Source organism: Ovoidimarina sediminis (assembly GCF_032586175.1).
In the GTDB taxonomy this organism is placed as follows: Bacteria; Pseudomonadota; Alphaproteobacteria; order Rhodobacterales; family Rhodobacteraceae; genus Ovoidimarina; species Ovoidimarina sediminis.
Genome location: NZ_JAWHTE010000002.1, coordinates 236,483 through 249,214 on the forward strand (window position 1 = coordinate 236,483; position 12,732 = coordinate 249,214).

Here is a 12,732-nt window from a genome sequence, read left to right on the forward strand (position 1 = left end):
GTTACTCCGCCGCGGGACCGAGCGCGGAAAGCCCCTTCAGGATGTCGATCGCGTAGGCGAGCTGGTAATCCTCGTCCCGGAGCCGGGCGGATTGTTCGGCCTTTTCGCGATCGGCCTCGATCTGGCGGCGCTGATCTTCGGTCAGGCTGTCATTGTCGAGGCTGCCGCGCAGATCCGACTCGAACCGGTTGCGGCGTGCCGCGCTTTCTTCATCCTCGTCCTCCGCCTCGGGGCGGCGCGGCGGCTGGGCCACCACGATATCGGGCGAGATGCCAAGCGCCTGGATCGAGCGGCCCGACGGCGTGTAGTAGCGCGCCGTCGTCAGGCGCATCGCGCCTTCCTGGCGAAGCGGCATCACCGTCTGCACCGATCCCTTGCCGAAGCTCTTGGTGCCGATGACGATCGCGCGGCGGTGATCCTGCAGCGCGCCTGCCACGATTTCCGAAGCCGAGGCCGAGCCGCCGTTGATCAGCACGACCATCGGCTTGCCGTCGATCAGATCGCCTTCGGTCGCGTTGAAGCGTTCGCCATCCTGCGGATCGCGCCCGCGGGTGGAGACGATTTCGCCGGCTTCGAGGAAGGCGTCGGAGACGCGGATCGACTGGGTCAGAAGCCCGCCGGGGTTGTTGCGGAGGTCGAGCACGACGCCATTGATCGCATCCATGCCGCCCGCTTCCTCGATTTGCTTTTCGAGCCCTTCCTTGAGGTTCGGATAGGTCTGGTCGTTGAAGGTGGTGACCCGAAGCACGACGGTATCGCCAACCGTACGGCTGCGCACCGCCGTCAGCTTGATCGTGTCGCGGATGATCGAGACATCAAAGGGATCGTCCACCCCTTCGCGTACCACCGTGATGACGATTTCAGAGCCCACGGGCCCCCGCATCATCTCAACCGCGTCGTCCAGCGTCAGGCCCAGCACGCTTTCGCCATCCACATGGGTAATGAAATCGCCCGCCTCGATCCCGGCCTCGTCGGCGGGGGTGCCGTCGATCGGCGAGACGACCTTCACGAAGCCCTCTTCCTGGGTGACTTCGATCCCGAGCCCGCCGAATTCACCGCGGGTCTGTACCCGCATGTCGGCCGCGTCGCGGGGGGAGAGATAGCTGGAATGGGGATCGAGCGAGGTGAGCATCCCGTTGATCGCCGCTTCGATCAGATCTTCCTCGTCCACTTCCTCGACATATTGCGCGCGGATCCGTTCGAAGATGTCGCCGAAAAGATCGAGCTGCTCGTAGACAGAGGTTCTTTTCTCGGCTTCCTGCGCCAGAAGCGGGCCTGCCACCTGCGTCGAGAGCAGGATACCTGCCAGGGTGCCGCCTGCCGCGGCCAGTACGAACTTCTTCATTGTCGGTCGTTTCCTGTCTCTGTGGCCAGTTGCAGCCAGGCTCCCGGGTCCTGCGGCTTCTGACCTTTCCTCACTTCTATATAAAGCGTTTCCGGCACATCTTGACCACTGTTCCCGTTCGGATCGATCAATTTCTGTTCAGGATCGGCCTCAAGGCCCGGCATCCAGCCGATCGGATCGCCTTCGGCAACAATATCCCCCTGGGAAACAAGGGCGTTTCCAAGCCCGGCCAGGATGATCAGAACCGACGGCGCGGGTTCGAGGATCGCCACCAGCCCGAAATCGAGGAGTTCGCCGGCATAGCGCACGGTGGAGGCGGTGGGTGATGTGACCAGCGTTCCCGAGGTAACGGCGAGCGACACGCCATCGCGTTCCGCCCCGTCGATCCCGGTTTCGCCGAACTTGTGAAGCACCTCGCCCGGGGCGGGCGCGGGCCAGGGGTTTTCGAGATCGGCCAGCGCCTCGGCCGGTGCATCGCCCAGCCCCGACAGGCTTTCGGCGAAACCTTCGAGCGTATCGGCGCTGTTCACCAGCGCTTGCATCGTGGCCGCATCGGTGGCCGACACGGCGTCGGGCGTGCGGCGTTCGGCGATCGCCTTGCTGAGTTCGGTACGCGCCACCCGGGTGGAGCGAAGGGAGGTTTCAAGAAGCGTCTCGGCGCCCGTCTGCAATTCCTCGATCAGGTGGATCTCTTCGAGAAGCGATGCGGTTTCGCGGGCCCGTGCTTCGAGTGCCGGGGTGATCTCGGCCAGAAGCAGGCCCGCCCGGAGCCCGCTGACGGGACCGGCCGGATGCACGATGGATTGCGGAAGGCCGCGGCGTTCGAGCGCGATCAGCGCCTCGATCATGCGCCCGTGCTGTTCCTGACGCTCGGCAAGCGTGTCTTCCAGGGCGCGGCGCCTGAGGCTCGTTTCCCGCAGGTTGCCCCTGAGATCGGCGAGCCCGGCCTCGTAGGCCCGGATCACTTCCGTATAGGCCGCGACGCGCTCGGATGCGCTTTCGGCCTGGTTCAGAAGCCCGGCGGCGTCGCGCAGCGCTTCTGCCGCCGCGGGCGCCGCCTGGGCCTGCGCAGGCGCGGCCGGAAGGATACCGATCCAGATCGCCGCGATCAGCGCGCGCAGTGTCACTTGATCAGGCTCCGTCCCGTCATTTCCTCGGGGATCGGCAGGCCCATCAGATCGAGCAGGCTGGGCGCAAGATCCGCGAGCCGCCCGTTCGTCAGCCGCGCCCCGGGCCGCCCGCCATGGAGGATCACGGGCACCGGGTTGGTGGTGTGCGCGGTATGCGGACCGCCGGTTTCAGGATCGACCATCGTTTCGCAATTTCCGTGATCCGCCGTCACGATCATCGCGCCGCCCGCCTCGCGGAGCGCGTCGATCACCTGTCCAAGCCCGGCATCGACCGCTTCGCAGGCCCGGATCGCCGCGTTCAGATCGCCGGTATGACCCACCATATCGGGGTTGGCATAGTTCGTGACGATTAGGTCATAGCCGGCGCGGATCGCGCGGACGAATTCCGCCGTCACCTCGGGCGCCGACATCTCTGGCTGAAGATCGTAGGTCGCGACCTTGGGCGAGGGCGGCATGCTTCGGTCTTCGCCCATCTCGGGATCTTCCTTGCCGCCGTTCAGGAAGAAGGTGACATGGGGGTATTTCTCAGTCTCCGCGAGGCGGAATTGCTTCAGCCCCTGCTTCGCCACCCATTCGCCTAGGGTGTTCACGATCTCCCGCTTGGGAAAGACCGTTTCCATGTAGGCGTTGTGCCTGTCGGAATACTCGACCATCCCCAGAAGGGCGGCGAATTCGGGCCGGGGGCCGGTGTCGAATTCGGAGAACCCGGGCTCTCCGATGGCCCTGAGGATTTCCCGCGCCCGGTCGGCGCGGAAGTTGATGAAGAACACGCCGTCGCCGTCCTGCATCCCCTGGTAGTCGCCGATCACGGTGGCGGGCAGAAATTCGTCGGTCACACCGGAGGCATAGCACTCGCGGATCACTTCGACCGGGTCTTTCCCAGGGTGATGCGCGCCCGCGCCGCGAACCATCGCGGCATAGGCGGTTTCCACGCGTTCCCACCGGTTGTCGCGATCCATCGCGTAGTAGCGGCCCGTGACGGTCACGATCCTGGCCCCCTCGGGCAGCGCGGCGATCAGATCCTCTACCTGGCTGTCAGCGGATTTCGGGGGCACATCCCGTCCGTCGGTGATGGCATGGACGGCCACCGGGATGCCGGCCCCGGCGATCACCTTCGCGGCATGGGCGATATGCGCCTGATGCGAATGCACGCCGCCGGGGGAGGCGAGCCCGATCAGGTGGGCGGTGCCGCCCGAGCCCTTCATCTTGTCGATGAAACCCGTCAGGGCGGGCTGTTCGGAAAAGCTGCCATCTTCGATGGCAAGATCGATCTGGCCCAGATCCATCGCCACGACCCGGCCCGCGCCGATATTGGTGTGGCCGACTTCAGAATTGCCCATCTGTCCCGTGGGCAAGCCCACATCCGGGCCGTGAGTGATCAGCTGTGCCGAGGGGCATTCCGCCATCAGCCGGTCGAAATTGGGGGTGTCGGCAAGCACCGGGGCGTTCGCCTCCTCCTCGGGACGCAGCCCCCAACCGTCGAGAATGCAGAGGACGACAGGCTTCGGCGTGGACATGGATGGCTCCCTCACGACAACACGCGCTTACTATCCCGCTTCGCGTCCGAGTGAAACCGCCCGGCAGCGTGGGGATGCCTTAAAACGACGTTGCGCCAAGTTGTGCGCGAACGTTGGATTGGCGCGGATTTTAGGGGATTTCCGGTTTGCGGTCGCGCGCAATTAAAGAATTCTTTTCGGTTTCCCCCCACTTCAACCCGGAATGCTCAGGGATACACCATGATCAGCTTCCGGTCACTCAAGCTCAGACACGCCGCGGCGGTGATCGCGCTTCTCGCGATCTCGCTCGCAGTTTACACGGCGATCTGGGCCAAGCTTCTGACAGATCGCCTGTGGCTGTTCTTCGAGGCCGAAACGGCGCTGGTCGTCGACACCGTCGAGCCCACGCTTGCGGCGGCGGCATGGAACTTCGAGGAAAGCTGGATCGATCACGTGCTCGTCGGGCTCGACCGGTCGAAGACATGGGAATTCGCCCGCGTCGATGTCGAGGGTCTGGTGGTGGAACGCGCGCGCGCGAACGACTGGCAGCCGGAATGGAACATTCTCATCGGCCAGCTGCAAAGCCTGATCCGCTCCGGCGAGGCACGAGGCATGAATTTCCTGGACACCGAAAGTTTTCGTCTCGTCAGCCGCCCGATCCAGTTCGACGGTGAAACGATCGGCTGGTTCTATGCCGGGTTCTCGCGCGCGGTGATCGAGGACAGTATCGACGAGGCTTATGAGACGGCGCTTGTCCTCGGACTGACGACGACGCTGGTTCTCAGCGCCTGCGTCTTCATCATCACCGGGCGGATCGTGGAACCGCTGGTGCGGGTTGCGGGGATGATCCGGCAGGTCACCCGCGGCGAGACCGCCTTTCCGGTCAGCGATACGGACCGGTCCGACGAGGTGGGCGACATTGCGCGCGCGGTCGTGGCCTTCAAGGACAGCGCGCAGAAGATGCGCGAACTTGCGGCGAGCGAGGCGGCGGCGCGCAAGCAGGCCGAAGCGAGCCGGATCGATCCGCTTACTGGCGTGCCGAACCGCGTTTCGCTTGACGAGGCGGGCGACGACCTTGCCTTCCTGACGCCGGACGGGTTGCAGGGCGTGGCCTTTGCCCTGATCGACCTCGACGGTTTCAAGCCGATCAACGATACGTTCGGGCACCGCGCCGGTGACCGCTTCCTGATCGAGATTGCCCGGCGGTTGCGGGAGGTCGTGCGCGAAAGCGATCTTCTCGTCCGGCTGGGCGGGGACGAATTCGGCATCCTGTTCTGGAACCTTCGCACGCGGTCGCAGGCCCTGCGCATGGCCGAGCGGATCACGGAGGTGTTCGAAAAACCCGTCGATATCGGCGACCGGGAGGTTTCGGCGCAAGGCAGCATCGGGCTTGCCCGCGCAATCGATGTTTCCGCCCGGATCGACGATCTTGCGGCCGCCGCCGATGCGGCGATGTATTCCTTCAAGCGGAAATCGGGCACGGCATTCTCGATTTACGATCCGGTCAGGATGAAGGCGCGCGGTATCAACCTGAATGAAAAGGAAGAACTTCTTCAGGACATTGCCCAAGGCAACCTGGCCGTCTTCTTCCAGCCGAAGATCGAGATCGCGACCGGCGAAATCTGCGGGTTCGAGGCGCTCGCGCGGCGCTGCAAGCCCGATGGCACGATCGGCACCCCGGGGGATTTCATGCCCCAGATCGAGGCCTTCGGCCTGCAGGCCGAATTCAACCGCGCGATCTTTTCGACAGTCCTGGAACAGGTGCGCCAGTGGGTCGACTCGGGGCTCGATCCCGGGCGCGTCGCGATCAACATCGACGAGCAGAGCCTTGCCACCCGGGAGGGCCGCGAGGAGATCGAGTTGCTGATCGCCGGGCATTCCGGCCTCGCCCGGTACATCACAATCGAGATCACCGAGGATATCTTCATCAACCGGGGGATCGAGATCATTCGCGATGCGATCGACCGGTTCGAGAAACTCGGCCTGCGCATCTCGATGGATGATTTCGGCACCGGCTATGGCTCGTTCCGGCACCTGAAGGAGTTTCCCGTCCACGAAATGAAGATCGACACCCAGTTCACCGCCGGCATCGGGAAGGACAAATCCGCGGAGGTCATCATCGACGGGTTCCTTTCCATCGCCGCCGGGCTTGGCGCCGACGTGGTGGCGGAGGGTGTCGAAACTCCCGGGCAGCTTGCCTTCCTCGCCGAGCGCGGCTGTCAGTATGCGCAGGGCTTTCACTTCAGCCCGCCGCTTCACCCCGACGATGCGACACGGTTTCTCAAGGCCGGCGAGCCGGGCCGCTTTCATCTTGCGGGCTGAGCCCCGCGTCACCAACCCAAGACGAGGGCAAAGATGTTCCGAGTTTTCCCGATCGCGATCCTTCTGCTTGCAGGCATCGTTTCAGCGGGGCCCGCCAAGGCCGCAGACACGATCCGCGCCTATACGTCGAGCGCGCTGTCACCGCTTTCGCGCGGCCACGAATACGAGATGCCCGGCTTCTTCCACGAATATGTCGCCGCGGTGATGGCGGAGGCGGGGATAGCCCTTGAGATTTCCTATCTGCCCTGGCGCCGCGCGCAAAGCGAGGTCACCGGTGGCAGCGGCGCGCTTCTCTTCGGGGCCACGCGCACGGCGGAGCGCGAGGCCAGCTTTCGCTGGGTCACCCGGCTGATCACGGCCGAGCGCGCCTTTCTCACCACCGGGCCGCGCATCGACAGCATCGACGCGGCGCGGGGCCTCGCGCGGATCGGCGCGCGCAGCGTTCACGCCCGTTTGCTCGAAGCCAGGGGGTTCACGAACCTCGATCCGGGCGTGGGCAATTCGAGCTTTCAGAAGCTGGCATCGGGCCGTGTCGACGCGGTTTACACGGTGACGGTGCGGGCCCGTTTCGTCTGGACCGGCGAACTTGGCCGCGACATCGCCGATCTCGTTATCGGGGCCCCGATCGAGGCCTCGGATATCTGGCTTGCCGCCTCACCCGATTTCGACCCCGCGCTGATCGAGCGTATCCACGCCGCGAGCCAGCGCCTGATCGCGGACGGCACCTATGACCGGCTGCATCGCCGCTATTTCGGCGACCTGGCGATCGCGCCGCCGAATAACCCCGCGCTCATGCCGAGTTTCTGACGGGGCGGCCCCGAAAAAAATGGCCCCGCCGGTTGAGCGGGGCCAGTCGAGGTGCCGTGGATGGCCACAGGCACAGGCGGTACCTCTGTTATCTCATCTCCGAGCGGATCTGCTGGCGCAGCACGTCGATCGGGATCTGCTGACCTTCGCGCCGGAACATCCAGTAAGTCCACCCGTTGCAGGAGGGGGCACGCTCCAGCGCCGCGCCCACCTGGTGGATCGATCCTTTCACGTCGTCGGCGATCAGCGTACCGTCCGCGCGCACCTTCGCGGTCTGGCCGCGGGGGTTCACCAGCACCTCGCCCGGCCGGAGAAGCCCGCGTTCCACGAGCTGCCCGAACGGCACCCGGGGTTCCGCGCGCTTCGAGACCGACACCTCGAGCGCTTCTGCATCTAGCTTGCGCACCCGTTTCAGCCGCGCCTCCGCGGCCTCGCGATAGGCCGCCTCGCGCTCGATCCCGACGAAGTTGCGCCCCAGCATCCGCGCCACGGCCCCCGTCGTTCCCGTTCCGAAGAACGGGTCGAGCACCACGTCGCCCGGGTTCGTCGTGCCGATCAGTACCCGGTGCAGAAGCGCCTCGGGCTTCTGCGTCGGATGGGCCTTGTCGCCATTGGCGTCCTTCAGCCGCTCGTGCCCCGTGCAGATCGGCAGCACCCAGTCGGAGCGCATTTGCACGCCTTCGTTCAGCGCCTTCAGCGCCTCGTAGTTGAAGGTGTATTTCGCGCCTTCGGATTTCGACGCCCAGATCAGCGTTTCATGCGCGTTGGTCAGCCGCTTGCCCCGGAAATTCGGCATCGGATTGGACTTGCGCCACACGACATCGTTCAGAACCCAGAAGCCCGCATCCTGCATCGCCGCACCGACGCGGAAGATGTTGTGGTAGGAACCGATCACCCAGATCGCCGCATCGGGTTTCAGAAGTCGCCGCGCCTCGGCCAGCCAGGCGTGGGTGAAGCGGTCGTAGGCCGCGAAGGAAGAGAACTGATCCCAGGCGTCATCCACCGCATCGACGCGGCTGTTGTCGGGCCGGTGCAGTTCCCCCTTGAGCTGAAGGTTGTAGGGCGGATCGGCAAAAATCAGATCCACCGACGCGTCGGGCAGGCCCTTCATGGCCTCGATGCAGTCGCCCGCAAGGATCGAATTCAGCGGAAGCTCGGATGCCCCCGGTGTCGCACGTCTTGTCATATCTGCCTCTGTCCCGAGCCCCTTTTGCGGGGTCGCGTTTGTTGACCAGAGGATGAGTCAAAGGTGATTCGCCGTCAAATTCTTTTTTGAATCAGGGGCTTACAGATTTTTCTCGACACAATATATTGTGGACGGGCGCGAAGGAGCGTCTATGCTCTGGGGTCACCCCTAGATCTTCCAGCGCCGCGACATGGGCCTTCGTCGGGTAGCCGGCGTTCTTCTCCCAGCCGTAGCCGGGGTACTGTTGCGCCAAACCCACCATGATCCTGTCGCGCGTGACCTTCGCGATGATCGAGGCGGCGGCGATCGACAGGCAGCGCGCATCGCCCTTCACCACGGCCTCGGCCGGGGCGGGGCAGTCCTCGGGCACGAGGTTGCCGTCGATCAGGCAGAAGGCGGCGCCACCGGCATCGGCGATTGCCCGGCACATCGACAGATGCGCGGCGCGCAGGATGTTCAGGCTGTCGATCTCGGCCACCGTGGCGATCCCGACGCCGACGGTACAGGCCGTGCGGATCTCGTCGAAAAGCGCCTCGCGCCGGCGTGCCGTCAGCTTCTTGGAATCCGCGAGACCCGCGGGGATTGAGGCGGGATCGAGCACCACGGCGGCGGACACGACGGGGCCCGCCAGCGGCCCGCGCCCCGCCTCGTCGACCCCGGCGATGCGCGCGTATCCTTCCGCGCGCCGGGCCTTCTCAAATTCGTATGTCGGCAATTCGTGCCCCATGGGGAGGACAGAACCCCAACCGGGCCCCGATCCGCAAGGCGAATGCGCCACTCCGGAAAAAAATATGGGCGGACCGGAGGGACCGGCCCGCCCTGATACTCGTTACCCCCACAAGCACGCACCTTGGGGTGCGGCCCACCGGACAGCGCGCAAATCGTGCGGGGATGGCGCTGCCCGTATTCTCAAAGCTCAGCGGCGGCGGCTGTGCCTGTGCCCGATCTCGTAGCCGGCCCTTTGCAGGCAGCGCGCACCGTAGACCGTGCGCGGTCCGCGACGGGTGTCGACCCGCCATTCGCAGCGATCCGGCAGGCGTGCGGTCTGAACCCCGTTCCGTTCGAGGCAGCGGCGGCCCAGCACGGTGCGGTCGCCCCGGCGCGTTTCCACCCGCCGCAGGCAATCCTCCGGAAGCACCCAGCGCCGCGAACGACGCTGGTCGTAATACCGGGTGTTCCTGTCGCCCCGATAGGTTCGGTGCGCCGATCCGCGATCGTCGTCATCGTCGAGTTTGTCGGCGATCGCCGCAATCGCGGCGAGCCCGACGATCACGCCCAGGATATCCTCGGCATCCGCGGCCCGCACCGGGGCTGCCGCCGTCATTCCAAGAGAGATCACCGCGATCATCGTCACCGTCTTCAGCTTTCCTATCGTCATCATGGCCTGGTACTCCTCCACCCAGTCCGCCGTTTGAGGGCTGGCGGACAACTGATGGATCGAGCCTCGCGCCGGTTCCCTGAGATACTCAATAACCGGGGCCTGATATGCGATAACCGGGCAAACCCCGGCTCGGTTATTGAATTACCGGGGCAGGTATCGGACAGTCGCCCCATGACCAGATGGTTGATCATCCTTTCGCTTATCGTCTTCAGCGCGGGCGCCGCGCAGGCGGCGTGCTATGCCGATTACAAGGCAAAGAAGGATAGCCCGTTGCGCCTGCACTACGGCGTGATGCAGCTTGACGGCGCGGCCTGCGCGAACCGGAACGCGGCACAGCGGGTTGTCGGGCAGCGGCTCAAGCGGGGTGGGTGGACGCTTCTCAACGTGATGCAGGTTTTCGATCAGCGCGGTCTCGAACAAAGGAAGGCGAGTGCAGGGAAGTTCTTCCTCCGTTACTGACAGCCGGGCGGCCGGCACACGGATTGTCGCTTTCGGGATCATCGCCATCGTGGTGATCCTCGCGGGCGCTGCCGTGTTTCTGTTCGTGAACCTGCCCGACGCCAACGCATTTGACGCGCGGGTGGAGCGGCTGTTCATCGAGAACGACGACCTGACCTCGGAGGCCGAGATCAAGCTTCTGGAAATCCTGGCCCAGTCGGGCACGGCGTTTTCGGAGACGCTCGCCGGTTACCGTTTCGTCATCTTCGTTCTGATGGTGTTCGCGACCGGCCTTTTGATCGCCTCGCTTATCTTCCTTGTCACCATCGTCGTGCTGAACCGGCGGATGGGCGAGATCGAGCGCCAGGGCCTGCAGGTGTCGAACCTGCAGATCAACCGCGAGGCGGGGACGGTGATCGTGAATTCCATGGAGTTCCGGCTGACGGGCGCGATGGTTGAAACCCTGTCGGCGCTCGCAGAGGCGCGGCTTGACGACGACATTCTGTCGGGCGCCGAGCTTGAGGGTGTGATCTCGGGCCGCGATGCGGCGGAATGTGACGAGGCGGCCGGTGCCACGCGGATCAAGCGGCTGCGCGACGCGCTGGGCAACCAGCTTGTCGCGGAACTTCTGGTCAAGACGATCACCAAGCAGGGCTACATGCTGGCCTGCGAGAAGGACGTGATCAGGATCGTCTGACGGTTCAGGCCGCGGCCTGTTCGGGTTCCTTCGCGCCGGTCATGAAGGCCACCGCATCCGACATCGAGTAGTCGCCGGGTTTGATCACGGTCAGCCGACGACCGAGCCGGTGGATGTGAATCCGGTCCGCCACCTCGAAGACATGCGGCATGTTGTGGCTGATCAGGATGATCGGAATGCCGCGCGATCTTACATCGAGGATCAGCTCCAGCACCTTGCGGCTTTCCTTCACGCCGAGCGCGGCGGTTGGTTCGTCGAGGATGATGACTTTCGATCCGAAGGCGGCGGCGCGTGCCACGGCAACACCCTGGCGCTGGCCACCCGAGAGCGTTTCGACCGCCTGGTTGATGTTCTGGATCGTCATCAGCCCCAGTTCCGACAGCTTGTCGCGGGCGAATTTCTCCATCGCCGAACGATCGAGCTTGCGGAACCACGTGCCCATGATTCCGGGTTTCCGGATCTCGCGGCCCATGAACATGTTGTCGGCGATCGACAGGGCGGGCGACATCGCAAGCGTCTGGTACACGGTTTCGATCCCTGCTTCCCGCGCGGCGATGGGCGTGGGGAAGTGCACCTTCTTTCCTTCGAGGAACACTTCGCCCTCGTCGGGCACCACCGCCCCCGAAATCGCCTTGATCAGGGTCGATTTCCCGGCGCCATTGTCGCCGATCACCGCCAGGATTTCCCCCGGCATCAGATCGAAATCGCAATGGTCGAGTGCGGTGACCTTGCCGTACCGCTTCACGAGGTTGCGGCCCTTGAGAATGGGTTCCGTCATGCCGACACCTTTCTGATCCACTGGTCGACCGCGACAGCGGCGATGATGAGAATACCGATGAGCAGGAACGTCCACTGCGCATCAGCGCCGAGAAGCCGGAGGCCCAGCGTGAACACACCAACGATCAGCGCCCCGAAGAGCGACCCGAGGATCGAGCCCCGGCCGCCGAAGAGCGAGATGCCCCCGATCACCACGGCGGTGATGCTTTCGATATTGGCAAGCTGGCCGGAGGTGGGCGAGACCGAGCCGATCCGCCCGATCAGGGCCCAGCCCGCGAAGGCGCAGATCAGCCCCGACAGCATGTAGACCGACATCAGCGTCTTGTGGACGTTGACGCCCGACAGCTCTGCCGCCTCGGGATCATCCCCGACGGCATAGACATGCCGCCCCCAGGCCGTGTGTTTGAGCGCATAGGCCAGCCCGAACATCAGAAGAAGCATGAAGACGACGCCGACGGTGAACCGCGCGGCCCCTATTTCGAACGTGTATCCGAAGAGTTGCAGAAGCGGTGCCTCGGCCTCGATCTCCTGCGAGCGGATCGTTTCGTTCGCGGAATAGAGGAAGTTCGTGGCCAGCACGATCTGCCACATGCCCAGCGTCACGATGAAGGGCGGCAGCTTGACGCGGCTGACGAGCCAGCCGTTCAGCGCACCGATCGCGGTGCCCACGGCGAGGCCGCAGATGATGGCGATCGACGGCGGCAGCCCGTAGCGGAAGGTGAATTGCCCCATCACCACCGACGACATCACCATGATCGCGCCCACCGACAGGTCGATTCCCGCTGTCAGGATGACGAGGCTTTGCGCGGCCGCGACGATGCCGACGATCTGCACCTGTTGCAGGATCAGGGTCAGCGCGAAGGGGGAAAAGAACTTCGACCCCAGAAGCACGCCGAACAGGATGATGGCCACGATCAGAACGATCAGCGGCACGAAGGAGGGGTTGACGTGCAGGATATGCTGAATGGCGGCAACCGCGCCCTTCCGGTGCGGGGCGAAGCTCGCAACATCGGTGGACGCGCCGGATGACGCGCTTTCGTAGTCATCCCTGTCAGTGCTTTGCATGGACATGACAGCCCCTCCCTCCCCAGTGGACGCGCGGATAGTCTATATGGAACAGAATGTTGGCACATCCCGGCGCGAAAGTCCCGGG

At 64.6% G+C, this 12,732-nt stretch carries 12 protein-coding genes; 4 read left to right on the top strand and 8 right to left on the bottom strand.

Annotation, left to right across the window (positions count from 1 at the left end; genetic code table 11):
- Position 1: 1 nt before the first annotated feature.
- From RXV90_RS04100 to gpmI, 3 genes are read right to left on the bottom strand one after another with little or no spacing between them, the layout of a single operon-like run.
- Positions 2-1,345: a S41 family peptidase gene (locus tag RXV90_RS04100; protein WP_316647051.1), complete on the bottom strand. Its 1,344-nt coding sequence runs from the start codon at positions 1,343-1,345 to the stop codon at positions 2-4.
- Positions 1,342-2,472, bottom strand: coding sequence for a murein hydrolase activator EnvC family protein (locus RXV90_RS04105; RefSeq protein WP_316647052.1), 1,131 nt, complete (start codon positions 2,470-2,472; stop codon positions 1,342-1,344). The genes RXV90_RS04100 and RXV90_RS04105 overlap by 4 nt, the downstream gene beginning before the upstream one ends.
- The gene (gpmI, locus tag RXV90_RS04110; protein ID WP_316647053.1) at positions 2,469-3,992 is read right to left on the bottom strand and encodes a 2,3-bisphosphoglycerate-independent phosphoglycerate mutase; all 1,524 of its coding nucleotides are present in this window, start codon (positions 3,990-3,992) and stop codon (positions 2,469-2,471) included. Before gpmI ends, RXV90_RS04105 begins: the two co-directional genes overlap by 4 nt.
- 219 nt (positions 3,993-4,211) lie before the next feature.
- Here gpmI and RXV90_RS04115 point away from each other — a divergent pair, with 219 nt between their 5' ends.
- On the top strand, positions 4,212-6,293 hold the full coding sequence (locus tag RXV90_RS04115) for a putative bifunctional diguanylate cyclase/phosphodiesterase (protein WP_316647054.1): 2,082 nt from the start codon (positions 4,212-4,214) through the stop codon (positions 6,291-6,293).
- Positions 6,294-6,326: 33 nt separating this feature from the next.
- Positions 6,327-7,100 (top strand): substrate-binding periplasmic protein, encoded by a 774-nt coding sequence (locus RXV90_RS04120; protein ID WP_316647055.1) that lies wholly within the window; start codon positions 6,327-6,329, stop codon positions 7,098-7,100.
- Positions 7,101-7,188: 88 nt separating this feature from the next.
- On the opposite strand, the gene RXV90_RS04125 is transcribed toward RXV90_RS04120, so the two are convergent.
- The 3 genes from RXV90_RS04125 to RXV90_RS04135 form a co-directional block, all read right to left on the bottom strand.
- A complete protein-coding gene (locus RXV90_RS04125; protein ID WP_316647056.1) occupies positions 7,189-8,286 on the bottom strand; it encodes a site-specific DNA-methyltransferase in 1,098 nt (365 codons plus the stop codon).
- A gap of 91 nt (positions 8,287-8,377) precedes the next feature.
- Positions 8,378-9,013: a ribonuclease HII gene (locus RXV90_RS04130; RefSeq protein ID WP_316647058.1), complete on the bottom strand. Its 636-nt coding sequence runs from the start codon at positions 9,011-9,013 to the stop codon at positions 8,378-8,380.
- A 189-nt stretch (positions 9,014-9,202) separates the two neighbouring features.
- Positions 9,203-9,667 carry a hypothetical protein gene (locus RXV90_RS04135; RefSeq protein WP_316647059.1) on the bottom strand — a complete coding sequence of 155 codons (465 nt, stop codon included), beginning with the start codon at positions 9,665-9,667 and terminating at the stop codon, positions 9,203-9,205.
- Between the two features lie 171 nt (positions 9,668-9,838).
- Between RXV90_RS04135 and RXV90_RS04140 the strand changes: the two genes are divergently transcribed.
- Both RXV90_RS04140 and RXV90_RS04145 read left to right on the top strand, forming a co-directional pair.
- Complete coding sequence (locus RXV90_RS04140; RefSeq protein WP_316647060.1) at positions 9,839-10,126, top strand: hypothetical protein; 288 nt, start codon at positions 9,839-9,841, stop codon at positions 10,124-10,126.
- Positions 10,098-10,802: a winged helix-turn-helix domain-containing protein gene (locus RXV90_RS04145; RefSeq protein WP_316647061.1), complete on the top strand. Its 705-nt coding sequence runs from the start codon at positions 10,098-10,100 to the stop codon at positions 10,800-10,802. The genes RXV90_RS04140 and RXV90_RS04145 overlap by 29 nt, the downstream gene beginning before the upstream one ends.
- 4 nt (positions 10,803-10,806) lie before the next feature.
- On the opposite strand, the gene RXV90_RS04150 is transcribed toward RXV90_RS04145, so the two are convergent.
- Both RXV90_RS04150 and RXV90_RS04155 read right to left on the bottom strand, forming a co-directional pair.
- Entirely contained in the window at positions 10,807-11,580 is a 774-nt protein-coding gene (locus tag RXV90_RS04150) for an ATP-binding cassette domain-containing protein (protein WP_316647062.1), read from the bottom strand.
- Positions 11,577-12,650 (bottom strand): ABC transporter permease, encoded by a 1,074-nt coding sequence (locus RXV90_RS04155; RefSeq protein ID WP_316647063.1) that lies wholly within the window; start codon positions 12,648-12,650, stop codon positions 11,577-11,579. The genes RXV90_RS04150 and RXV90_RS04155 overlap by 4 nt, the downstream gene beginning before the upstream one ends.
- Positions 12,651-12,732 lie beyond the last annotated feature (82 nt).